The sequence below is a fragment of the Vibrio sp. 2096 genome (assembly GCF_033339595.1).
Classification (GTDB): domain Bacteria; phylum Pseudomonadota; class Gammaproteobacteria; order Enterobacterales; family Vibrionaceae; genus Vibrio; species Vibrio alginolyticus.
Genome location: NZ_JAWOUX010000007.1, coordinates 173326 through 195653 on the forward strand (window position 1 = coordinate 173326; position 22328 = coordinate 195653).

Consider the following 22328-nt stretch of genomic DNA (forward strand, 5'->3'; position numbering starts at 1 on the left):
GCTCAGGCGAATATCGTCAAACTTCTCTTTTTCGTTCCTTAGGTATACATCCTTTAAAATAAAACAATCATTAGTGTTCAAACTAATGATTTGCTTGGATTATAGTTTTTCTTCTTCAATAAAATGAACACATTAGCGTGTATTTGTATGAAAAATCTGCGCAAACTAACGTTTTTATTATCCGGTTAATTAGAATTGATCTTTTTGCTCGTTTGTCATCGAAATTTCTAAATTATTAGATGTCTAATTAATGCTGATGTATTACGTATTTGTCGTGTTGATTTTTGCAAACTTAGTTTATTGGCATATGCTAAAAATGTTATTGGCATATGCCAGTTTAAGGCGTAATTTGACTCTGTGTTTTTGAGGGACAATGATGGCAAGACCAAAGATAGAAAGACGAATATGCGGACGTGCGGCTCACCACTGCTTTAAGCCCAATGGCATTCCATTTAATCAGTTGGAGCAAGTCGCCATATTACCAGAAGAGTTAGAAGCGCTACGTTTAGCCGACTTAGAGGGGCTTAGCCAGCAGCAAGCTGCGGAGCAGATGGGCGTTTCTAGACAAACTTTTGGTAACACAGTAAAAAGTGCAAGATTGAAAGTCGCAAAAAGTTTAGTTGAAGGTCATGCATTAGTTTTTCCGAATGAGGAGTCAAACTTATGATTTATGCTATTCCTAATGATGGTGAGCGGGTGGCAAACCACTTTGTAAAAGCACCATACATCGCTATTTATTCTGATACTGACGGTATGCTAAAAAACTTAGCGAACATTGCTTCTATGCCACAAGCGGGTTGTAATGCGAAGTCTCAGTTGATTCAGTCTCTACAAGGGTACAATGTGGATGCTGTTCTTGTGCGAAATATTGGTGAACGTGTATTGGCAAAGCTACTTAGCAGTGGCACGCCAGTATTTAGGCTGTCTACTCGTAGTTCATTGGAAGATGTGCTTGCGGTTCCAAGAGAGCCTTTGATTGAGCCCTCTCAAGGACGCCCATCAAACAATCATAAGAAAAGTGTTCACAAACAAAAAGGCGGCTGCGGCTCCTGTGGTTGTGGTGGCCAAAAATCAAAAACCTCCTTGTTGGCAAGACCTAAAGCGCTACTCAAAGCAACATCTAGCCCTGCTATACTTAAGCTAGAGTCGATGGCTAATAAGGCAGGTTAATATGGTTTGGTTATTTACCTTTCTTGGTTTTCTCGCAATCATTTTGTTGATGTCACTTGGCGTCATTTTTCATAACAAGCGTATTCAAGGAAGTTGCGGCGGTTTAAACAACGTCGGTGTTGATAAAGTATGCAACTGCGAAACCTCATGCGCAGAACCTGAAAGGCGTTTATATCAAATCTCAGAGCCTAACTCATCACCTGAGCACTAAGGCTTTTGGCCCATTGCGGCAAGGTTTGCCGAAACCAGTCCAAATATTTGCTGGTCTGCGGATTCTCTCTGGAGACCAGTATGTTGACTACCTCGACAACGATCCACGCTTTTGCTAGTCCGATATCGCGCGCCAATTCTGTTGTTTCACCTCTCTCTGCGCACTTTATATATTTGTCTGCTACGTTCAAGTAATCATCAAATGTGCCCATGCCCTCGATGAGCGGCGCTAAATCTATCGCGACATGCCCTGTAGAAAAGCGCTCCCAGTCGAACAGCACCAGCTCGCCATTTTCGCGCTGTCCCCAGTTTCCTGCATTGGTGTCTCCGGAGATCAAGTTCCGCCTATCAAAAAGGTGCGCCGATCGTTGTTGTAGCTGGTGGAAGAACTGTTCTGTCTCTGAGCCCAGCTTAAGTGTAGTGAGTGCTTGTTGAGTCGCTTGTGGTGTCCACTGGTGGCGGTGATAAACACCATCTGATGTTGGTGGAAGTTGGTGCAGTTTGACGAGTTGTTCAATGACTCGATCATCTTCAAGTAAGAATGCTTGCTCGACTGCGTGGGGAACGTATTCAATGTGCAGAACGTTTTTCTGGTCGTCGAATTGAATCAAGCGCGGTACGTGTATTCCAAGCGCGTTAAACTGTTCGGCATAGCGTTGATAAAACGCGACTTCTATTTGAGTAGGGTTACGTTTTTCTATTACTTGGACGCCATCTTTTTCGATGAGAAAAACTTTGGCACTGCCCATTTGGTTGAGTTCTTGCTGCGACACCGGACTTCCTGTCTTCATGTAGAGAGAGCTCACCTTAATCGCTGCACTCACGTTTGCCAATAGCCACGACAAAGTGCCTCAAAAATATTAAATGCAACTGTTTAAATATGATTTTGTCGTTGGTGTCTAAATTTTACACAGTTACGCCTGTACTCCGATAAATTCGTTCTACGCTTACTATTCGTCTTAATAAAGGAGAACCAAAATGGCTGTAATGAAGCAGGATATTCCAAATCGTGTAACGGTTTACCATGACAATATCGATCAAGAACAAGAGCTGAAAAATGCGATGCTGCCAGAGAAACCGCGCTACTTTAACGGTGCTCCGACTTACAAAGCGAACAGCATCGAAGAGTTTGAAAGCAAAATCAGTCAGATAGGTTTGTCTCTCGATAAATAATTTTTCTTTTACCTAAAAGCGCCCTCAAAATGAGGGCGCTTTTTTGTTTATGTGATTGATTTGAATCTTAGGGAATTAACCTTGTTGTGTACTGCCTTGGCAGACCTGTTTTTGCACTGCTGGTGGCGCAGGCTCGTAATGGCTTAAGGTCATACTAAAGCTGCCTTCACCACCCGTGATAGAGCGTAATCGACGAGCGTAATCTTGCAGCTCGTTTACAGGTGACTTGGCTCTGAGTAAGGTGAAGCTGCTGTCGATTGGCTCGGTGCCTTCGATTAAGCCTCGGTTTCCAGATAAATCTCCAGAAACATCGCCAACGTTCGCGGTTGGGATGTGCAGTTCCATCTGGACAATGGGTTCTAGCACAATAGGATCTGCGTTGTTAATCGCATCTAAAAAGGCTTTCTTACCTGCGATGACAAACGCAATTTCTTTCGAATCGACGGAGTGATATTTACCGTCATAAACGGTGACTTCCACATCCTTAATTGGGTTGCCAGAAATCGCGCCTTCCTCTAACGCTTGCAAAATACCTTTTTCTACAGCAGGAATGAGCGCGGTTGGAATGGCGCCACCCACCACTTTGTTGATGAACTTAAATCCGGCACCACGTTCGAGTGGACGAACCTTCAATTGCACTTCACCAAACTGGCCTGCACCGCCACTTTGTTTTTTGTGTCGATAATGCCCTTCGGCAGGTTTGGTGATGGTTTCAAAGTATTCGACGCTTGGTTGGCAGGTTTCGACGTCCAGTTTGTACACGTTCGCCATCTTTTCTAATGCGACTTTGAGGTGAAACTCCCCTTGGCCGCTGATGATGGTTTCGTTGGTGCGAGCGCGATGTTCGATGCGCAGCGAAGGATCTTCACTGGCAATTTTATTCAGCACATCTCCTAATTTTTGCTCATCTCCACGCTTAAGAGGCTTCAAGCACAAAGAATACATGGAGTCAGGAAGGTCCAACGTTTTGAGTTGAACTCCATCTTCTTCGTGAGAGTCATGAACGATTGAATCGAATTCGAGATCATCCACTTTGGCTAAAACGCAGAAGTCGCCTGCAAGCGCGCGAGGGATCTCGGTTCTATCTTTGCCCTGCAGTTGATATAAGTGCCCAACTTTAAATGCCTTGTTGCTTTCGCCAATATAAAGCTGGCTGCCCGCATTGATTTCACCCTGATACACACGTAAGTAGGCAAGTTTTCCCATATATGGGTCGACGCTGACTTTGTACACGTGTGCGACGGTGTGCTCTAAGGTTTCGCAATTTACTTTGATTTTTTTGCCGTTCTTTTCCAGTAGAGGAGGGTTACCCTCGTTTGGCATGGGCATGATCTCCGCCAAGGTGCGCAGCAGCAACTCGACGCCCGCGCCGGTTTGTGCTGAGACAAAACAGACCGGAATCACATGTCCAGTTCTCAGTGCTTCTTCAAACGGATCATGCAGTTGCTCTGCGGTGAGTTCGGAGCCTTGTTCCAGATACAGCTCCATCAGTTCTTCATCGACTTCGATGACTTGGTCAATTAAGGTCTCATGAGCTTCATCTACCGTTGCAAGTAAGGTTTCTCGTCCCAATTCTGGTTCGAAATAGCAGTCAACTACAGATTCCCCGTCAGCCGAAGGTAAGTTGATCGGCAAGCAGTGGTCACCAAAATGCTCAACGATGTTCTCCATCAATCTTTCTAACTGATTACCGTGGTTATCGAGCTTATTGATAATGATCATCTGACATTTTTGCTGCTCTTTAGCAAAGGTGAATAAGCGATCGGAAGTTTGGTTAAGTGGGGTTTGAGGGTCGATGACAAGGGCAGATGTTTCAACGGCAGGAAAAACGCTGATAGTACGGCCAAGTAACTCGTTTTGTCCCGGAGTGTCGATGATATTGAGCCGGTGTTTATTCCAGCGCAGTGCGACTGGCGTTGCTTCAATACTGTGTTGATATTGGATGGATTGAGGGTCGAAGTCGGTAACGGTATCGCCTTTTTCTACGCTGCCTAAATGGTGCGTGGCATCGCAGGTGAAGAGCAGTTTTTCTATCAGCGTGGTTTTACCGGTCCCGGTTTGGCCGACAAAAGCGATATTGCGTATTTTGTTGATAGGCATAGAGCCTCCTTGCAAGATGGCGTGAAAAACCTACGAATTGCTAGGAAGTGGGTTGTTATAGAAACCCACGCACTGCATTGGAGTAGGGCGGGATTACCGCCTATTCGTTTTCCACGTCATTTTCCGGATGACTCGATGCATAAGACCACCTTCTTGGACTACTGGAATCTTAGCATGCCTCAATAACCATATAATTTATGTGACTTATTTCATGATGGGGCTGATTGTCTTTTAATCGAGATCATAAACTCAGAGGTTCTGACTTTTGGAGCAAAACCTCTGGATTGTTTAGGCTATTTGGAAAGAACGATTTCGCCGTCGCAATAAACCAAGCTTGGCGTTACATCTTGTCCGAGCAGCACCGGGCCATCAAGATCGACAACGCTTGCCTGAGCTGCAATAGGTAACGCGGCTCGCATCGCCAGCGACGTCCCCAACATACAACCGGACATGAGGCTAAAACCGAGTTTTTGGGCGTCGTCGGCTAATAATAGTGCTTCAGTGAGCCCGCCAGTTTTATCTAGCTTAATATTCACCATTTCATATTTGCCAACCAACTGATGCAATTGCTCTCTGGTGTGACAACTTTCATCGGCGCAAAGTGGAATGGGGTGCGGAATGCTGGCGAGTACGTCATCGCAGTCTTGTGGCAACGGTTGTTCGATCATGGTGATGTCTAGCGGTTCGAGTTGAGCAAATACCGTCGCGAGGTCGAGGCCTTGCCATGCTTCATTCGCATCTAAAACAATTTGCGCGTGCGGCGCAGCATCGCGTACTGCTGCAACGCGATCAAGTACGTGTTCACCATCCAGTTTTACCTTTAGCAGTTTTGCGCCTTGACTAACGTAAGCTTGCGCCTGTTTGGCCATCGCTTGCGGCGTGTCGATAGAAACCGTCATCGCCGTCACAATCGCCTCTGGTAACGTAAAGAGGTCGTTAACCTGCTGCTTGTGGCTCAAAAGCGCGTGAAGATGCCAAAGGGCGCAATCCAATGCATTTCTTGCCGCCCCCGCGGGCAATAACGATTGAAGCTGGCTTTTGAGAACCATGACATCAGCTTCGCCTTTGGCATACAAACTTTGCAGTTCATGTGCGGCGTGAGAAATCGCCTTAATCACCGATTCAACCGATTCACCATAACGAGGGTATGGCGTGCATTCACCTTGGGCGGTCATGCCTCGATGTTCAATTGTCACTCGGACTACGTGGCACTCTGTCCGACTGCCGCGAGAGATGCGAAATGGTGTCGCCATGGCAATCGTGACAGGTTCTACATGAATTTTCATCTCACTAGTTTTCCCTAAACCGCAGTTATTTTCTAAACCGTAAATGTTTCTTAAATCGTAAGGAGCCTATCTGCAACCGCATCAACGCCAAAACGTACAGGGTCGGTGACGGGCACTTGGTATTTGTCGCTCCAATCCTGGCATAACTGGGCAGCATCTTCTTCGCTGAGCGCCGAAGTGTTTAAGCAAATACCCACTAATTGAGCGTTTGGATTTGTTAGGCGAGCAGCGGCCAGATTCGCTTCTATCGTTTGTTCAATGGTTGGCAAGCTCGCATGTGGTAAGTTGCGGATGTGCGGGCGACCAATCTCATGGCACAGTATCAGAGCGTCAGCTTGTGCGCCGTGAAGTAAGCCCAAACTTACGCCAGCAAACGAAGGGTTAAACAATGAACCTTGCCCTTCGATGATGTCCCAATCGTGATCGGTGAACTCAGGGCTGATCGCTTCTACTGCGCCGGAGATAAAATCGGCAACTACGGCATCAATCGAAATGCCACTGCCTGCGATGAGAATTCCGGTTTGACCCGTTGCTTTGAACTCTGCACGACAGTTTTTACGCTTCAATGCATGCTCAATGGCAAGGGCAGAGTACATTTTGCCAACGGAGCAATCTGTCCCTACAGTAAGTACTCGCTTGCCTGCACGAGCTTTGCCATTGCCGACCTTGAGCGGGGCATCATAATGGCGAACATCATACAGTTTGGTTAATCCGCGTTGTTCTAGATCGGCAAGAGGAGCAAATTCCGCCAAACGTTGGTGCATGCCCGATGCAATTTCAAATCCCATTTCTGCGGCTTCAAGTAAGGTTGTTTGCCAAGCTTCGGGAATGACGCCTCCTGGATTTGCCGTGCCGAGCACCAGCGTTTTTGCTCCTTGCTGCTGCGCTTGTTGTATTGTCATGTCGGTTAAACCAAGCGATACGGTTTCTGGCGTCAGGCGGATTTGGCCAAGGCAAATCTCAGGTCGCCATTGGTAAATGCCACGCGCGGTTTTTGCTGCAAGTGGATCGGTTACATCGCCAAGAAAAAGTAGGTAAGGTTGAGCAATTTGCATGATGGTTCCCTTCGTCATCGTTATTGCTCATTAATTTAGCCAGACTGATTTAGGAAACCGAATGCTTATTTGTTAGGCAGGTATAACTTCAGGTTATACCTTTAAACCATCTGTTGTTTTAGAGCGGTGATAAATTGCTTTGTCGCAATGGATTGAGGTGTGTGCTCTGCGAATAAAATAGAGACAGAGAAGGACATATTTGGCTCCAAAGCATGCACGGAAACGGCATTATCTTGGCGATATTGTTTTGCAGTCCAAGGGTCTACAATCGCGAATCCTGCTTCGTTTTTCACCAGTTCAGCCGCCGCGGAGTAGCTGCGGACGGTAATGGCATGTTGATAATGCTCGTCACGCGCTGACAAGGTTTGATGTAACAGCAAGCCCAGAGGGTCTCGGCTATCTAAACCGATAATGGGTAAATCGTGACTGATGAGTTCTTCTAAAATGACGGTTTTTTCTGCGGGTATCGCTGCGCTTTTAGGAGCGATCAGTGCTAAGTTTTCTTTCAATAACACGTGCCCCATGATCGCTGGTGGTGTTTCTTCACCGAACGCAATGGCGACATCCAGTTCATGTTTCAGTAATCCTGAGCACAGCTCATCGCGATTGGCCGTTAATAGCTCAAAGGAGATGCCGTGCTCTTTCGACAACAACGCGACAGTCGGCGCTAACAAGTGCGCGGCCAAAACAGGCGGGGCACCGACTCGTAAATGTTGAGTTCCCTGTTTGACTTTGTTGGTCAGAGAGCGAAATTGTCCGAGTTGTTGATAGACTTTTTCAGCCTCTGGCAATAAGGCTTTGGCTTCTTGAGTGGGAACGAGGCGACCTTTTACACGCTCAAATAAAGCGAAGCTCAGTTGTTGTTCTGTATGGGCGAGAACTCGAGTGACATTAGGTTGGGAAACGTGCAGTAAGCGAGCCGCGCCTGACACCGTTCCTGCTTGCATAATGGCGTAAAAGACTTCTAATTGCCTTAAGTTCACTGCGATTTCCCCCTGCTCATGTTGGTCACCTCAGAATACCCAACCTTGCTGATAAGCGATAGAGGCAAAAGTGCTGGCGTAAAAAATAGGAAGACGATGTTGGTTGCCTTCTTATCTCGCTTTTTCAATTTCTCAACTTCTCAACTTCTCAACTTCTCAACTTCTCAACTTCTATGCTTCACTTTGCTGCTGCATGAAGGGGCAGGTCGTTAAACGGCTCGACGTCTCGGCTGAGTAATCCCATCAAAACCACTGCTAACACCATGACAACAGCTGCTATTGCAAAACCGTATTGTGTTAGCTCGTAATGACTTAACATCGCGATTAACACGTAACTGAGAGATTGAATGGTGGTGGCAAACATGCTGATGCCGCCATCGACGCGACCTCGTTGATGAACCGCTACGGTATGATGCATCCAGTTGACTCTCGCAATGCGATTTAGCGCGTTAAATACGCCAAACAGCGCCGTAAACAATAAGATGGTCAGCGGGCTCATCGCAAAACTCATACCGATAAGCGCAAAAGAGACCATAACCATCGAAGCGAACATAATGTGGCTATGGGAGGCACGGCTTAGCACTTTGGTGACAATAAAGCCGGTTAGCAACGAGCCGAGGCCAAAACTGATGTTGAACCCTGCAAACCAATCGCCAGAGATGCCTTGTTCAGAAAACCAAATCGGCACCAGTTTGCTCAAATACGTCAATGCAGGATAAGAGAGGCAAGAGAGCAGAATAAAGCCATAAAATCGAGGTTCGAGACGGAATATTTGTTTGCTCTCTTTGAGTTGCGCGATGAAAGCAACGGATTTTGATGCCCTTAATTGTTGGGTATAAGGCGTCAGAATATAGAACATCGCTGCTAACGCAGAGGCGCTGGCCGCAAACAAAGCAAACTCTTTCATACCCCACATTTCAAGCAAAACAATACCCAACGCGCCAGCTCCGAGGGTTGTGGATTGCATTACAATTTCTTGCTGACCCGAAATTTTCGCATACTCATGGTGCTGATAATTTTCTTGGGTGAAGGCGTTGTTGGTCGTCCATGCAAAATTACTCGAAACCCAATACACCAATTGTGCAAAAGCCAGTAACCAGTGTGACTCAAACCCTAACCAATAAGCAATGAACACCACCAAAGCCATACCCGATTGAATCCATTGATTGAGCACGAGTAGTACTTTGCGTGAATGTCGGTCAATTAAAGTGGAAAAGAAAGGCGTTGCTAGAAAAGAAATCGCGGTGCAGCTCAGAGAAACTAAAGCGACGAATGTACCCATGTTAGGTTCGGAAAGCATGACCCATGGCAGCGCCATCATGAATAAGCCAGAGGAGATACTGTCGAAGAAGCGGCCAGCTAAGTACGGCTGAGTTTTATTTTTCATTATGTTTGCCTCTAACTCCCGATGTATTTCAAAAGGTTGATGTCCAACTGTCTTGTGTTTAACAACCAAGTCGTTCGCGCTGAACACATTATCTTGAGCTCGCCGGGGTTTAGCGTTAATTAAGATGGTGCAACTTTAAAACCTCAAGTAAACTTGAGGTAAAGCGTTTTTTTAACAAAATTGATATACAGGGAGTCAAGGATGGAAATCAGCGTAGGAGAAGTGGCAAAACGTTCTGGAGTGAAAGTATCTGCCCTACATTTTTACGAGCAAAAAGGACTGATTTCGAGTTGGAGAAATCAAGGTAATCAGCGTCGCTACCATCGCAGTGTGTTGCGCCGTGTTGCGGTGATCAAAGCAGCGCAGCAAGTTGGGTTGTCGTTAGAAGAAATTAAACATGCGTTAGATGAACTGCCGAAACACCAAGCCCCTAACAAAGCGCAATGGGAAGAAATGGCAAGCCATTGGCATGAACAGTTAGAACAAAAGATTCAAAAACTTAAAGCGTTGCAAAACGATTTAGGCGGATGCATTGGCTGCGGGTGCTTGTCGTTAGAAACCTGCGCACTGCGAAACCCAGAAGATGTATTAGGGAAAGACCACTCGGGGTCGAACTTAACGTTAGAAGAAGAGTAGCGATTATCTCTATTCTTTGTCGAAACTGTCGACTACGATCGCGCCCATCGAAGCAGGCATTGTGATGACGATAACGCGCTTTATCGCAACCAAAGGCTCATTCATGAGTGGCAGCTTATCAAGACAGAAAAGAACTAACGCTACCACAACTGCCGCAATGAGGTACGCGATAACCACACGAAAAATAAAGATGGATACGCGATTCTTGATGTGGCTTTGAAACACGCTTTGATACGCGAAAAAACTGAGGAAAATGACAGAAAGACTTAACAGCATGAGCAAGTTTGCCATTGGTAGGCTCTCACCCAATCGCCACGCTTCCTCCGAAAATGAGATCGGGACTGCTAGGGCAAAAGCGCCAACCAATACTTGGCTAGCGTCTTCTAGATTAAAGTGGCTGCTCATGCTGTTTATTCCATTATTCGCTTGCTAGATGTAAGAGCTTTTCAAAACGCTCATTACCGTGCAGCAATTCGAGGTCTCGTTCTTCGGCAAGTAAATCACGAATGGATGGGCTGTATTCAATTGCGCGTTCCAAGTCTTCAATAGCTTGCTCTTCGATACCAAGGCGAGAGTATGCACACGCGCGTTGATACAGTGCAGGGCCGTTGGTGTAATCGACTTCAAGTACGCGGTTACAAATGCTAAGTGCCCAATGGTATTCGTTGATTTCCATCGCTGCGTCGGCTTTGTAAGTCAACGCTTCTAAATCACCTGGACGAATTAATAAGATTTCATCATAGATCTCAATACGTTGTTCTGGAGTTTGAGAGCTTTGTGCACGTAGCCATAAGTTATGGATCTCGTTGATTTTCTCAATCTCTTTGTTGTTTTCGCTGATAATGCGAGTTTTGCGTTTTAAATCTCGCTCAAGGGCGACAAACTTTTTCTCGTATTCTTGGGCGATCTTCTCCAATCGTTTATCAGCCATCTCTTTGGTGTTGTGTTTAAACTCGCGCAGAGATTGCCATCCGACAAAGGCAATCAGCGATGCGACACCAGCAATGATGTAGAAGAAGTATGTAACGGTCACGTTGGCATAGTTCAACGATTTATCTGCGACCGTTAGCTCGCGATCGGTGATCTCTGTGATCATTCGCTTTTCTAGGCTTTGATAGTCCTGACGCAGCGCTTTTAGTTCATCTAAAATATAGCGTTCCATTAATGGTCTATCTAACAGATCCGATTCTGAATACTTTTCCTCCGATGCCATTGTTGGCAAGGCAAGTATCAGCGAGAAAAAAATACCAATAAATAAGCGCATATAACGTCCTTTCACGAGAAGAGTACAGATAGACCATGCAACAATAGCAAATAGCACAAACGTTTAGCAAAGTTATTACAAAAGAAATAACAGTCGTCTTCGTAGAAGTCATATTCTTGTTGTTTTTCAGTTTGTTCCTGATGGTTATTTGTTGTGATATCTTTTATCCTCCTTGCGAATTTATGATTAATGGAGTGAGCATGGACGCGCGAGCTAAGGATTACTTAGAACAATTCCTAGAATTATTATCACCAGAACAAAGGGAAGCTGTACCATCAGTCAGTGCTGACTATTATTGTGCCGACGAATACAACGCGAATGTATGCGCAGATTTGGTTCGTATTGGACAGAAAACTGCATCGTGCAGTTTGGAGCTTTGGTATCGAGAACATGGTGAAATCATGCCCCAAGTCGGTCATTTACAAGTAGTGACGAATTGGGATGGGGACCCAGTTTGCGTGATACGAATTACTGACGTAAGTACATGCAAATATGAGGATGTAACCGCAGAGTTTGCCTTCGCAGAAGGCGAAGGTGATAGAACCTTAAACTGGTGGCGTGATGCTCATACTGCATTTTTTAGAGCTGAATGCGATGAGTTGAACATCGATTGGCATGAGAAACGTACGCTGGTTTTAGAGCGTTTTGAAGTGGTGTATCCCGTCAATTAATCTCTGATAGCAGCACTGATTTGAAGTGCTGCTTTCTTTACTGAGAGACCATTTTTAGCGCTTTCGAGCGGTCACACTAAACATGTGCCAATGTTTTTGGCTTCCGACTACAGTGGTCCCGTCTTCATCTCTTTCATGCAATGAAATGAGGTCGTAACCTTCGAATAAGCTTTCCACTTCCTTTTTTGTTAATGCGGTAATGTTTGGGTGCATTTCGAAGGTAACCCAGGAGTCTTTCACTCCCAAGAAATCACCGGAGAAGATACCGCCCGGTTGTAATGCGCTGTCTATTTTTGTCCAGACTTGTTTGAAGCCTTTGTCAGGGCAAAAGAACAAACTGGCATTTGCGATAACCAAGCTGCACTGAGGATAATTAAACTCAGTAAAACAGCACTGCGAAACTGAAAATCGCTTATTACCTTCAAAGCGTGTTAAACAAGTTTTTACTGCATCTTCATTGCTATCACATGCGTGAACCTTAAATCCCTGTTCGAGGAGAAAGTGACTGTCTCGACCTATTCCGCAGCCAATATCAAGAGCGACTTTGCCTTCTATCTTAAGTAGGTTCAGGGCATTTTCCACGTTTGGGCGGTGAGGTTGGCTTAAAAACTTCTGATAGTATTCATTCCATTGCGCTGGCATTGAACTTCCTTATGTTGGTTGTGTCCCCTGCCCAAAACTAGCGTCCATTTTGTTTTGCTTGACTGGGGAGATTTGCAGTATTGGCAACTGTTATAGCTGATCTTCAATCGGTAATATTCCGGAGAACCAAGCGCCCATTTTTCGCCATACTCCTGCTTCTGGTTCGGAGTCGTATTCTTCGCCTGTTTTTACGTCGATCCAGACAATGTCCCCGTCGCGCAGAGTTAAGGCGTAGGCGTTACTCGACAGTTGATTCGGCAGTTGTTCTAGAAACATTTGCACATATTCTGGCTGTTCGATAACAACGGCCATTTCGGTATTCAAAGCTGCCGAACGTGGGTCCCAGTTCATTGAACCAACGAAAAGTGTTTTGTTATCAATCGTCATTGCTTTAGCGTGTAAACTTGCTCTGCTACTCCCCGTGAGGCTCCACTTACTTTTGAGTTTTGCGCTCGCTTTTACTTCCCAAAGCTTGATTCCAGCTTCGAGTAGATCTTTTCGATATTTTGCGTACCAACCATGCACGGCAAACACATCGTTAGACGCGAGGCTATTGGTCACAATCGTGATATCAACGCCTCGCTTGGCCGCGTTACTTAATGCTTGAGTACCTACTTTAGTAGGAACGAAATAAGGAGAAATGAGCACAAATGAATCCTCAACACTTTTAACCAGTTCCGACAAATTATCAATAAGTTGGCTCTCTCGGGTTGCGACTTTATCGGGCAGATCAAACCATACTTTCGCTTCTCCCCAGTAGAGCTTGAGTTTGCCTTGTTTTAGATCTTGGTACATATCCAGTTGTGTGAAGTCATAGCGGCCGGTTGAAAACTTTTCCTCTAACCGGAGTTTATTGACCTGCTTTTGAATCGCTTGGTCGGTAATTTGCTGTGAATTCGGTGTAATCCATTCCATTGGTATCGCATAGGCGCTATTCCAGTAGAGGTCGAACTGATCGGCAGTTTGTTGTACCGCCTCACCATAGAGCAGAAGATCAAAATCACCAAACTCAACTTGCGATTCAAAAGAGAAGTATTCATTGCCGATATTTCTACCTCCGACAATGGCGGAAACACTGTCTGCAATCAGAGACTTATTGTGCATACGACGATTAAGACGTTCAAAATCGCTAGCAAGAGCGAACCAACGGGAGTCGCGATACTGATGCGGGTTAAATAAGCGGATTTCTATATTAGGATGTGCATTGAGGGCAGCCATCACATCGTCGTTTCGCTTTTGCATATCGTCAAGCAACAGCCTTACTCGAACACCACGCTTTGCCGCTTCATACAAGCGCCACGTTATTAGCTGACTCGTTTCGTCACCACGGTAAATATAGTATTGAAGATCAAGGCTTTTCTGGGCGGACTCGATCAAAGAGGTTCGAGCAAGAAGGGCATCGTGTCCCTGATTTAACGGTGCAAAGCCAGTTATGGACTTAGGGTCTCTCCCGTAAGCTTCAAAGTACTGCGCAAGAACAGAATCCTTTTGATAACCGAGCTGAAAGCTGGTGGACTTTTCACTGGCGTCATTCAACGATACGGATGAGCATGCCGATAAAATAGTGAGCAGCGAGGGGAAGAGCAACTTGGCGAGTGTTTGTAACAAAGCACATTTCCTTGTCTTACAGAGTGTTACCTACTCCAAATTATAGACTTAAGCTGACGCCACATGCACCCAGAACCGTTTGATAACGAGCGATTAATCAATGAATTGCCATAGAGCCTGCACTAAGTTCAACTTTTAGAGCGCAGATAATCATTTATTTTAATTATCATTATGGCCGTATTGGTCATAATCACTAATATCTGGTGATTATGACCAATAGCACACTGGATAAAATAATGATTTTTATATAACCATATGATTTTTAATAAATAAATGCTTGGCATGTCATTTGCTGTTTAGAACAAAAGTTAAGTCAGAGCAACTTGCGCAGTTGGTTAATTTTTTGTTAATTTTATTAACTTTGAATTGGCAATAACTATCTAGTTCGCTGCTTAAAAGACTAGGCAAGCGCCGCTTTGATGTTTATTCAAATTCAATTCTCTCATCACCATGCTTACCGGGAGCAATGGACTGAATAAAAGTGTGGTGTTGAAAACAACAATAAAAAAGGATTTTCGATGTTAGCAAAACCCATATTACGTTGGCTTTTACCCTTCGTCGTCGTTGGAGGCTCTTATGCAGGATATGCTGCAATTGCCGCAACTGCGCCGGAAAAAGAGTCAACCAAAGATGCAATTACAGAACCTACTGTTCAGGCTTCTTCTCTTTTTCCTACTGATCACAAAGTGGTGATTACCAGTCACGGTGAATTAGTCCCTTTTGAAAAAACACACCTTTCCGCGCAAGTCAGTGGTGAAGTGATAAGTTGGCACCCGAATTTTGTAACGGGTGGCATCGTGAAACGAGGAGAGGTTCTTTTCACAATTGAAAGCGACAACTATGAAGCGTCGGTTTTACAAGCTGAAGCCGATTTAGCTAGTGCACGCGCAAACTTGATTGAGGAACAAGCGAAAGCCGAAGTGGCAAAACGTCAGGCAAAGAGACTGAGCGATAAGCAAGTGACGGATCTGTATTTACGCAAGCCTCACGTTTTGAGCGCACAAGCGCAAGTAAAGTCGGCTCAAGCGGCACTCAAACGAGCAAAAAGAGAGTTAGAAAATTGCAAAGTCGTTGCACCTTACGATGCGCTGGTTGTTGAGCGTGATATTGGTGTTGGTCAATTTGTTACATCTGGTTCTCGAGTTGCCACATTAAACAACATCGAAGTGGCAGAGGTGCACGTACCCATTGCCGGTTTTGATAGTGCATTTTTACCCGAATCCATTGGTGAACTCACTGCGACAGTGACGCAGCAAGGTGTGTTTTCTACCACTAGAGAAGGTCGAGTAGTTCGTGATCTAGGCATGATTGATAGCGCTACCCGAATGATTAACATGGTCATTCAAATCGCGGACCCATACGGTGTCGATAACCAGCAGCCTCCAATTAAATTCGGCTCCTACGTTGAAGTGAGCTTCACTGGTAAGGAACTTAAGCACATCTACCGCTTGCCACAGGAATTAGTTAAAAACCGTACCGTGTGGGTGGTGAATGGCGATAATCAACTTCAACCCAGAACTGTCACGGTTTTGAGAGCAGAAGGTGAGTTTTTGCTGGTGGGCGAAGGCTTAGAGCAAAGTGATAAGTTGGTACTGACCTTACCAGAGTACCCTCAAAAAGGCATGGCGGTACAAATCGCAAAAAAGAGTGACGACTCCGAAACCGTCGTACAGTAAGTAGGAGTTTGTCATGGAAGATACTAAACAAAAGGGCTTAATTGCCTATTTTGCGAATAACCCCGTCGCTGCCAACCTTTTGATGGTGTTCATCATTATCATGGGTGTGGTGAGTTTTCTCTTTATTCAAAGGCAGATGTTTCCGAATATTGAGGTGAACTACATTGATGTTCGTGCGACTTATCCTGGCGCTTCTCCTCAAGAGATAGAAGAGAGTATTCTCGTTAAGGTCGAGGAATCGATTAAAGACGTCACCGGGATTAAAAAAGCAGTCTCAACGGCCTCTAGAGGTAGCGCGTATGTTTCCATCGAGGTAGACGTTAATGCCGATATCAAGCGTGTCTTAGATGATGTAAACCAACGTATTGATACCTTGTCTAACTTACCAGCGGGTATGGAACCAATCAATGTCTACCAAGTTGAATGGCGCCAAGATGTAATCGAAATGGGGTTAGTTGGGGACCGACCGCTCGAGGAGCTTAAACCGCTTGCTAAGCAAATCGAAGATGAATTACTTCAGTTAGAAAACGTCATGCTGGTGTATCTGAGTGCGCCAGAAGAAGAAATAGCGATTGAAGTAGACCCACTTGTTCTTCGTAAATACGACCTGACGTTGAGCGATATCAGCAGCGCGATCAGCCGTTACTCAGCCAACTTTTCTGCGGGCGAAGTAAAAACAAACTCAGGGATGATTGCAGTAAGGATTGAAAACCAATACTACCGTGGTGATGAGTTTAGAAATATTCCTGTAAAGCTTGGCGCAAATGGTGCGAAGGTTTTACTGCAAGATATCGCCACGATCAAAGATGGCTTTACGGAAGAAGAGCGCTATTTTGAATACTCAGGGCAAAATGCGATCTACATGTCTGTTGAAGCAACTCGTGATCAGAACATTATCCCTGTTGCACAGTCCGTTCGTAATTATATTGAAGCAAAAAACAAGACATTGCCGCAGGATGTTAAGCTCAAAGTCTTAGTTGATACGACTTATTATTTAAATGGGCGTCTCGACATGATGTTGAAAAACTTGCTGCAAGGTGCTGCATTAGTCGCGATTATGCTGACCATTTTCCTACGTTTCCGCTTGGCTATGTGGGTAATGATTGGGCTACCTGTCTGTTTCCTCGGTGCTGTAATGATGATGCCAGCTTTGGGTATTACAGTGAACATCGTCTCGCTGTTTGCTTTCATCATGGTGCTCGGAATTGTGGTGGATGACGCCATCGTCATGGGAGAAAGTGCGTACAGTGAAATCGAAGAAAAGGGCGGCGGTGTCGATAACGTGGTACGCGGTGTCAAACGTGTTGCTACGCCAGCGACATTTGGTGTTCTGACAACGATTGCTGTATTCGCACCATTCTTGTTGTCTAGTGGTATTGATAGTGCCTTCTTTTATGGTATCGCGGGGGTCGTGATTCTGTGTTTGATCTTCAGTTTGATTGAATCGAAGCTGATCCTTCCTGCACACCTTGCGCATACTCATTTTAAGCCAGTTAAACCAGGTGGTTGGCGTGACCGATTTAACCAACGTTTTTTTGGTTTTGTAAATGGTCCATATCGGAACTTTGTAACAACATGCACCCATTGGCGCTGGACAGTGTTTGCGGTGTTCTGTGGTTTACTGCTGATCAGCGCGGCTTTGATCAACGCGAATTATGTTCGGGTGATCCCCAACCCTAAAGTGCCGACTGACTATCCTGCGATCACTATTGAAATGAATGATACCGTTTCAAGTGAGCAGACAATCAGTGCACTCAAGACTATTGAACGTGTCATGCAAAAGATCGAATCTGAGACCATTGCAGAACATGGTCAAGGAATGATTCGTGATGTGCTGTCGTACAACAGAAGCCGCACCGAAGGTCGTGTATTAGTACCTCTGGTTGATGAAGAGTTACGCCCGTTCAATACATTTGAACTGGCTCGACGTTGGCGTGAAGCTATGCCTGTTATTCCCGGTATGAAGAGCATCAAAATCCGCGAGCAGAGTGCGGGTGGTGGTGACAGAGATGAGTTTGGCTACTTGTTGTTTGGTTCTAACATCAATGAGCTCAACGAGGCTGGGCGTTACTTGATAGAGCGTTTACAGCAGGAAGAAGGGTTATATGATATTTCATCTTCTATTGATTCTGGAAGCAAAGAAGTACTCCTGTCTCTTGCGCCTGTAGCGTACGATCTCGGTCTGGATCTCACCATGATCGCAGAGCAAGTTGGTGGCAGCTTTTATGGTGGCGAAGCACAGCGCATTATTCGTGATGGTGAAGAAATTAAAGTTATGGTGCGTTACCCGCAATTGACGCGTGAAGCATTCTCATCATTGCGTTACGCTGTGATTACCACACCAGCAGGTAAGAAGGTCATGTTGGGTGATGTGGTGAAGATCAATGAGCAGCCGGGCGTGAGTAGCATTCGACGTGAAGGCGGGTATCAAACCGTTTATGTCTATGGTTCCATAGACGAAGAATTGGTTGAACCTCAAGAAATCGTTAAGGTCATTGACGACAATATCTTACCGGACATGAAGCAAGCCTTCCCAACTGTGAAAACAGAATTGGGCGGTGATATTGAAGAGCAGGCTGCGCAGCGTAATGAACAGATTTTGTTCTTTATTGCTGGCATGATCATCGTCTACATCTTGTTAGCTGTACCGTTAAAAAGTTATACCCAACCTTTGATTGTAATGTCCGTTATTCCGTTTAGTCTGACGGGGGCGATTTGGGGCCATTTCTGGCTAGGTTTAGACATCAGTATGATGTCGACATTTGGTTTGATCGCCGCTGCTGGCGTGGTTATTAACGACTCTCTGGTTATGACAGATTACGTAAACCAAGTGAGAGAAAAGGGTATGAACATCAAACAAGCGGTTGTTGAGGCGGGTTGTGCTCGTTTTCGAGCTATCACGCTCACCTCAATAACGACGTTTGCGGGTGTATTGCCGATAATGTTTGAAACGAGTTTGCAGGCGCGTTTTGTCATACCGATGGCTGTCGCTTTGGGCTTTGCGGTGTTGTACGCAACGGTTCTGACTTTAGTGTTGGTGCCTTGTTTGTATTTAATGCTTGAAGATATTAAAAATATTTTCAGATCGATTAAGAGGTTTATCCATCGTTTGATTAATCGTTTCAGAAAGTCGCCAGTGACGTCGAGCGTTGAAGCAAGCGTATCGAGTTAACAAGCTTGATGTTAACGATTAGGAGCAGCCTTCGGGCTGCTTTTTTGTTTCCGCATTTTGATTCAAAGCGATTTTTTAGTGGGCAGTTACGTAATTATCTGATGAGAAAACTGCCTGACAAAGCATTTTCAATGTGTATGTTTCTAATGTTTTAAATTCGTATGGTTAATTTGACACTTGGTTAGCGAAATTTACCAGACGAAGATAACGTTGAATATGAGGGTTTATTTAAGTTGTTGAAAAATAACAAAATAAAAGTTGGCATCGTATGTGCAATATATAAATTGTAATTAAAATTAACTGCTAATCCTCAAGGAGCTTATTATGAAAAGCGTATTTCTATCTACTCTAAGTCTTATTGCTGTAATGTCATCACCAATCGCTGCTGCTAACACTTTAGACAAAGAGGAGTGGAGCTCAGATTTACGTCAGGACTTTTCTGAAATGAAACATGAAGCTATAGCAGATATTCAGCAAATGAACATGGATGCCATTCACGCACGTGATGAGCGTATCGTGAAAAACATTAAAGATGAGCAAGAACAGTTAGTAAAGGTAACGTGCCACAAAGAGAAAGCAAGCAAGTCATAAACGCCGATAAAAGAGACTAACAGACGAAAATGAATCCAATACGAGTTCGGTGTTAGTTAGCAGTAAGCACTGACCTTGTTGCTCTACTTGCCAGCCTTTTAAGGCTGGCTTTTTTGTTTCTCATTTCATGGGTGGAGATCAGATCCTCAAGCCTATTATCAATAGTTGGCGTGTTTGATGAGCTATTGCTGGATGGAGCGGATGTAACTTTTAAAAGTGTAGATTTCAGTAAAGTGGAGGTGATGTTAGATATTTAAAATTTTGAAAAGATCCGATCTCCTTTTTGACCTTCATAATACCTTAGTATGTGGCTTACCTTTACTTGAATTAGAACTCATATTGCAGGCGTTCGTTTAAAGGTATTGATGCATATTTGAAGAGTAAGAGATAGACATATGAGTTTTATTAAAATGTGTAAAGATGGTTTTAGAGGAAAGCCGGATTTCTCTGACTTATTACATAATGCGTTCCAGATAGATGACTTAGTGCTGTCATTTGAGTGTCCGAACAACATATATGAAGGACATGTATACCAGGATCTTGTTAATTTAGAACAGTTCGATGTTGAATCAAAAATAGAGAGGCATGAAAGGTTTGTAAAGTTAGCTACGGTATATTTTTTGTTTCAGAAGAAAATATTAAACCCTTTGCTTCCTATTAACAAACAAGGTGGATTATATATTAGGCTACGGGTTAAATCTACTGGAGAAGATATTGATAATATTAGTCAATTGTCCTCATTTTTAGAGAGAGAATATTATGATTTTTATCATGCCCCGGAGCAAAGTGAAGGCTCTATGAGGGGGTATCATACAGACTTGATGAAAGAATTGACTAAGCGTGCGAATAAACAATGGGGAGAAATTCCAGAAAGTGAACACCGAAAAAGAGAAAAAGAAGAATATTTAATTAGAGGTTTCTTAAGTGGTTATCCACCAATAAAGTGTGAGATAGTTGAAGTTGGAAAAAACAAATACTCAAAATACTCAGAAGGTAATCTTAAGTATAAGAGTGAATTACGAAGAGTATACAATTTACCCATAAAAAATGAATTCTACCTGAGCATCGAGTTTTGGTATAAGTACGAATCGATGTTTGCTAAGCAGAAGTTTTTAGATTGGGTGAGAAGTGCGGATGAAACCTTTGAAAAAAAAGTATTGGAATTACTGGATTTGTCTCCGCTCATCGACTCGTATACAGCCAAAGCGGTAAAGGGATTGAACGAAAAAACTAAGGCAGAGTAACACAGCGTCAAGAAAAGCTAGCAAAGTATGTAGCCATGAGAGAAAAATGAATCAAATTGGATGTCTATTTACCTTTGTACGCCATGGCGCATATAAAGCCAATGGATTTAGTATAGAGCCTATCACAAATATCAATACATATTTAAATAACAAGAGATATAAATATGAATTTTATCAAAATCTTTAAAGATGGGTTTAGAGGGAAACCAGATTTTGCACACTTGTTACATAATGTATTCCAGATAGATGACTTAGTACTATCATTTGAATGTCCGAACAATATATATGAAGGTCATGTATACCAAGATTTTATTGAATTACAACGATTCAATATTGATTCAAAAGTAGAGCGGCATGAAAAGTTTATAAACTTGGCCACGATTTATTTCTCTTTTCAAAATAAAATAATAAATCCACTATTACCAATCAATAAACAAGGTGGTTTATATATTAGGTTAAGGATTAAGTCTGCAGATAAATATATTACTAGTGTTAATCAACTATCTTCATTTATAGAGAAAGAGTACGTAGATTTTTATCATGCTGTAGAGTCACCTGACGGTTCTCAAAAAGGTGATCATACAGAGTTGATGAATGATGCCATTGCGTATGCAAATCATCGTTGGGGAATGGACCCGATAAACGAAGAAAAAAAGAGAGCGAAAGAAGAGTTCCTTGTAGGAGAGTTTCTTCGTGGTTACCCTCCAATCAAATGCCAAGATATCAAGATTGGTGGAAATACATTTTCAAAATATGTAGAAGGAAATTTGGAGTATAAAAAAGACTATCGAAGAGTGTACAATTTGCCTATCAAAAATGAGTTTTACTTTAGTATTGAATTTTTATATGAAATCGAGCCTATGTTTGCTCAAAAAAAGTTTTTAGATTGGGTAAGACACGCGGATGAAATCTTTGAAAAAAATGTTTTAGAGTTGCTAGCACTGTCTCCGCTTATTGATTCGCATACTACCTCCAAATCCGAAAGGTTGGCAAAAAAAAGTTGATCCAGAGCGTTCATACTTAACTTAAAGAAAAAAGCCCGCGAAGAATGCTTTCACGGGCGAAAAAAGGGCACCAAATTGGGTGTCTATTCATTTTGGAGGTGGTCGAACGTCCATATAAAACTGACAATAGGCTTGGTGAGAGGCTTACCACCAGCGCGACCAACGAGGCTAAAGTTAACATTGTTGTAATGATTGTTAAAATGTTAATTCTTCAATCAATGTTTTCATTATCGTGAGTTTAAATTGTGAATGTGTTGCCTGCGTGTATTTTTACTCTGTGAAATGCCGTTTTTGACAATAAAACATATTATAAATCTTGTGTTGGTTATTTGATTTGGTTATATAAAGCTCAACATACTTAATCCTTAACTGTTCATATTTACACTTAATGAGACACAATAACCCTCTGTTTGTTAAGTGATTGTGTGTTTTTTAACGCATTGGTATTGAACAAAA

21 protein-coding genes are annotated in these 22328 nt (G+C 43.7%); 11 read left to right on the top strand and 10 right to left on the bottom strand.

The genetic code is table 11. The features are described from left to right. Positions 1 to 376 precede the first annotated feature (376 nt). From R7Q41_RS15100 to nqrM, 3 genes are read left to right on the top strand one after another with little or no spacing between them, the layout of a single operon-like run. Positions 377 to 667: a DUF134 domain-containing protein gene (locus R7Q41_RS15100; protein WP_005373924.1), complete on the top strand. Its 291-nt coding sequence runs from the start codon at positions 377 to 379 to the stop codon at positions 665 to 667. Next, positions 664 to 1170 carry a NifB/NifX family molybdenum-iron cluster-binding protein gene (locus R7Q41_RS15105; RefSeq protein WP_005373923.1) on the top strand — a complete coding sequence of 169 codons (507 nt, stop codon included), beginning with the start codon at positions 664 to 666 and terminating at the stop codon, positions 1168 to 1170. Before R7Q41_RS15100 ends, R7Q41_RS15105 begins: the two co-directional genes overlap by 4 nt. 1 nt (position 1171) lies before the next feature. Beyond that, positions 1172 to 1381, top strand: coding sequence for a (Na+)-NQR maturation NqrM (nqrM, locus tag R7Q41_RS15110; RefSeq protein ID WP_005373922.1), 210 nt, complete (start codon positions 1172 to 1174; stop codon positions 1379 to 1381). On the opposite strand, the gene R7Q41_RS15115 is transcribed toward nqrM, so the two are convergent. Continuing rightward, a complete protein-coding gene (locus R7Q41_RS15115; RefSeq protein WP_085569197.1) occupies positions 1359 to 2171 on the bottom strand; it encodes an aminoglycoside phosphotransferase family protein in 813 nt (270 codons plus the stop codon). The genes nqrM and R7Q41_RS15115 overlap by 23 nt on opposite strands. A gap of 187 nt (positions 2172 to 2358) precedes the next feature. On the opposite strand from R7Q41_RS15115, the gene R7Q41_RS15120 reads away from it, so the two are divergent. Next, the gene (locus R7Q41_RS15120; protein ID WP_005373920.1) at positions 2359 to 2553 is read left to right on the top strand and encodes a hypothetical protein; all 195 of its coding nucleotides are present in this window, start codon (positions 2359 to 2361) and stop codon (positions 2551 to 2553) included. Between the two features lie 75 nt (positions 2554 to 2628). Here R7Q41_RS15120 and fusA read toward each other — a convergent pair whose 3' ends face one another. The 5 genes from fusA to R7Q41_RS15145 form a co-directional block, all read right to left on the bottom strand. Continuing rightward, a complete protein-coding gene (fusA, locus tag R7Q41_RS15125; protein WP_029853012.1) occupies positions 2629 to 4653 on the bottom strand; it encodes an elongation factor G in 2025 nt (674 codons plus the stop codon). A 293-nt stretch (positions 4654 to 4946) separates the two neighbouring features. Then, complete coding sequence (dgcA, locus tag R7Q41_RS15130) at positions 4947 to 5939, bottom strand: N-acetyl-D-Glu racemase DgcA (RefSeq protein ID WP_005373910.1); 993 nt, start codon at positions 5937 to 5939, stop codon at positions 4947 to 4949. A gap of 50 nt (positions 5940 to 5989) precedes the next feature. Further along, on the bottom strand, positions 5990 to 6994 hold the full coding sequence (gene dgcN / locus R7Q41_RS15135; RefSeq protein ID WP_318144567.1) for an N-acetyltransferase DgcN: 1005 nt from the start codon (positions 6992 to 6994) through the stop codon (positions 5990 to 5992). A gap of 101 nt (positions 6995 to 7095) precedes the next feature. Beyond that, the gene (locus R7Q41_RS15140; protein WP_025767997.1) at positions 7096 to 7977 is read right to left on the bottom strand and encodes a LysR family transcriptional regulator; all 882 of its coding nucleotides are present in this window, start codon (positions 7975 to 7977) and stop codon (positions 7096 to 7098) included. Positions 7978 to 8155: 178 nt separating this feature from the next. Then, positions 8156 to 9364 carry an MFS transporter gene (locus tag R7Q41_RS15145; RefSeq protein WP_025767996.1) on the bottom strand — a complete coding sequence of 403 codons (1209 nt, stop codon included), beginning with the start codon at positions 9362 to 9364 and terminating at the stop codon, positions 8156 to 8158. Positions 9365 to 9565: 201 nt separating this feature from the next. Here R7Q41_RS15145 and soxR point away from each other — a divergent pair, with 201 nt between their 5' ends. Beyond that, positions 9566 to 10000, top strand: a complete 435-nt coding sequence (soxR, locus tag R7Q41_RS15150; protein ID WP_005373898.1) for a redox-sensitive transcriptional activator SoxR — start codon at positions 9566 to 9568, stop codon at positions 9998 to 10000. 9 nt (positions 10001 to 10009) lie between these two features. Here the strand turns inward: soxR and R7Q41_RS15155 are convergent, their stop codons facing one another. Both R7Q41_RS15155 and R7Q41_RS15160 read right to left on the bottom strand, forming a co-directional pair. Next, positions 10010 to 10405 (bottom strand): DUF2391 family protein, encoded by a 396-nt coding sequence (locus R7Q41_RS15155; protein WP_005373896.1) that lies wholly within the window; start codon positions 10403 to 10405, stop codon positions 10010 to 10012. A gap of 13 nt (positions 10406 to 10418) precedes the next feature. After that, positions 10419 to 11264: a tetratricopeptide repeat protein gene (locus R7Q41_RS15160; protein WP_005373890.1), complete on the bottom strand. Its 846-nt coding sequence runs from the start codon at positions 11262 to 11264 to the stop codon at positions 10419 to 10421. 200 nt (positions 11265 to 11464) lie between these two features. Between R7Q41_RS15160 and R7Q41_RS15165 the strand changes: the two genes are divergently transcribed. Continuing rightward, positions 11465 to 11935: an ASCH domain-containing protein gene (locus R7Q41_RS15165; protein ID WP_186585498.1), complete on the top strand. Its 471-nt coding sequence runs from the start codon at positions 11465 to 11467 to the stop codon at positions 11933 to 11935. A gap of 54 nt (positions 11936 to 11989) precedes the next feature. Here R7Q41_RS15165 and R7Q41_RS15170 read toward each other — a convergent pair whose 3' ends face one another. Both R7Q41_RS15170 and R7Q41_RS15175 read right to left on the bottom strand, forming a co-directional pair. Further along, positions 11990 to 12577, bottom strand: a complete 588-nt coding sequence (locus tag R7Q41_RS15170; RefSeq protein WP_318144560.1) for a class I SAM-dependent methyltransferase — start codon at positions 12575 to 12577, stop codon at positions 11990 to 11992. A 90-nt stretch (positions 12578 to 12667) separates the two neighbouring features. After that, positions 12668 to 14185: a phospholipase D family protein gene (locus R7Q41_RS15175; RefSeq protein WP_171344242.1), complete on the bottom strand. Its 1518-nt coding sequence runs from the start codon at positions 14183 to 14185 to the stop codon at positions 12668 to 12670. Between the two features lie 518 nt (positions 14186 to 14703). On the opposite strand from R7Q41_RS15175, the gene R7Q41_RS15180 reads away from it, so the two are divergent. The 5 genes from R7Q41_RS15180 (at position 14704) to R7Q41_RS15200 (ending at position 21872) form a co-directional block, all read left to right on the top strand. Next, a complete protein-coding gene (locus tag R7Q41_RS15180) occupies positions 14704 to 15861 on the top strand; it encodes an efflux RND transporter periplasmic adaptor subunit (protein WP_025767993.1) in 1158 nt (385 codons plus the stop codon). A 13-nt stretch (positions 15862 to 15874) separates the two neighbouring features. Beyond that, entirely contained in the window at positions 15875 to 19033 is a 3159-nt protein-coding gene (locus R7Q41_RS15185) for an efflux RND transporter permease subunit (protein WP_033906309.1), read from the top strand. A gap of 324 nt (positions 19034 to 19357) precedes the next feature. Continuing rightward, entirely contained in the window at positions 19358 to 19624 is a 267-nt protein-coding gene (locus R7Q41_RS15190; protein WP_005373876.1) for a hypothetical protein, read from the top strand. Positions 19625 to 20019: 395 nt separating this feature from the next. Beyond that, positions 20020 to 20868, top strand: a complete 849-nt coding sequence (locus tag R7Q41_RS15195) for a hypothetical protein (protein ID WP_005387103.1) — start codon at positions 20020 to 20022, stop codon at positions 20866 to 20868. A gap of 164 nt (positions 20869 to 21032) precedes the next feature. Next, positions 21033 to 21872 carry a hypothetical protein gene (locus tag R7Q41_RS15200; RefSeq protein WP_033906310.1) on the top strand — a complete coding sequence of 280 codons (840 nt, stop codon included), beginning with the start codon at positions 21033 to 21035 and terminating at the stop codon, positions 21870 to 21872. Positions 21873 to 22328: the final 456 nt, after the last annotated feature.